The sequence below is a fragment of the Streptomyces sp. NPDC054840 genome, assembly GCF_053611065.1.
Genome location: NZ_JBSGZP010001037.1, coordinates 1 through 1,716 on the forward strand (window position 1 = coordinate 1; position 1,716 = coordinate 1,716).

The 1,716-nt window shown below is 73.7% G+C and carries 1 protein-coding gene and 1 tRNA gene; both read right to left on the reverse strand.

Annotated features, from left to right (window positions below):
• Positions 1-10: 10 nt before the first annotated feature.
• Positions 11-84: transfer RNA gene (locus ACWGIU_RS37230), tRNA-Lys, on the reverse strand.
• Positions 85-207: 123 nt separating this feature from the next.
• The coding region (locus tag ACWGIU_RS37235) for an AMP-binding protein (protein WP_453712488.1) at positions 208-1,716 on the reverse strand (1,509 nt) is incomplete at its 5' end.

Consider the following 1,716-nt stretch of genomic DNA (forward strand, 5'->3'; position numbering starts at 1 on the left):
GAAGGACAGGTGCGCCGCCAGGGACTCGAACCCCGGACCCGCTGATTAAGAGTCAGCTGCTCTAACCAACTGAGCTAGCGGCGCCTGCTGACAGAGAAAATACTACCCGGTCCTCAGGCGTGCTCAAAACCATGAGCCGCGGAGGTGCGCGAGGACCGCCATGACCCGGCGGTGGGTGTCTTCGGCCGGGGGATACCTGGCCCTGCCTTACCCCCGCGGGGGACTCTCGACCGGGGGTTTCCCCGGCCGTCGCAGCAGGTCGGAGCGGCCCTGGGCCTCGTAGGTCGCGAGCAGGGTGGCGAGGGCGGCCTCGTCGAGGCGGGTGTAGGCCCCGGTCGGGGAGCGGCGCCAGACGGGGTCCGCGCAGCGGAAGCCCTCGTGGCGGAGGGAGACCCGGTGGATCTTGTTCGTCGCCGTGGTCGGCATGGTCTCGACGATGCGGACATAGCGCGGGGCCATCTTCGTGCCCAGGTCCGGCCGGCCGGAGAGGAAGGCCGCGAAGGCGGACGGGTCGAAGGCCGCGCCCTCGCGAAGGGCGAGGGCCGCCATGACCTGGTCCCCCGCGACCTCGTCCGGGACGGCGTAGACGGCGACAGCCACCGCGTCCGTCCAGCGGGCCAGGATGTTCTCGATCACCGCTGCGGCGAGGTTCTCGCTGTCGACGCGGAGCCGGTCGTCGGTGCGGCCCGCGAAGTAGAGGAAGCCCGCCGGGTCGCGGAAGAAGAGGTCTCCCGTCCAGTACCAGCCGTCGCGGGTGCGGTCGGCCTCGGCGTCCGGGTTGCGCCAGTACCCCTCGAAGAGGCTGCGGCCGCGGTTGACCAGTTCGCCGATCGCCGCCGAACCGTTGAGCAGGCGGCCGTCCGGAGCGAGGACCGCGGGCGGGCATTCCGCGCGGGTGACCGGGTCGATCACCGCGAGCTCGTCGCCCGCGCCCGCCCGGCCCAGGGCGCCCGGCGGGGTGTCCGGGGTGCGCTGGACGGAGGCGCCGCCCTCGGTGGCCCCGTACCCCTCCACCAGCCGGACCCCGAACCGCTCGGCGAAGCGGTCCGCGTCCACCGCCCCGGCCTCGGTGCCGAAGCCGAGGCGCAGGGTGTGCGTGCGGTCGTCGGGGCGGGGTTCGGTGGCCAGGAGGTACTGGATCGCCCGCCCGACGTAGGTGAAGTAGGTGGCTCCGTACGCCCGTACGTCGTCCAGGAACGCGGAGGCGGAGAAGCGGCGGCGCAGCGCCACCGGGGCCCCGCCGACGAGTGCCGGCAGCCAGTCGGCGATGACGGCGTTGCCGTGGAAGAGCGGCATGCAGATGTAGTGGACGTCGTTCGGGGTGACGGTGAACCGGCGGGCCAGCGCGGCTCCGGCGGCCGCGAGCCGGCCCTGGGTGCAGATGGCGGCCTTGGGGGCGCCGGTGGAGCCGGAGGTGAAGTAGAGGAGGAGCCGGGAAGCTGATCCGGGGGCCCGCAGCGTGACCTCGCCGGGCTGGGCGGCCGCGTAGGGGGCGAGCAGGGCCTCGTACTCCTCGGTGCCGGTGACCAGGACGCGTACGCCGGGCAGGTCGAGGCCGCGCAGCAGCGGCAGGTGGGCGCGCTCGGTGATCAGGATCCGGCATTCGGTGTGCAGGATGTCGCGGGCCAGTTCGGGGCCGCGCCGGGTGGGATTGATCCCGGCGACGGCGGCCCCGGCGAGGGCCGCCGCGCCGAGCCAGAACGCGAACTCGGGGGT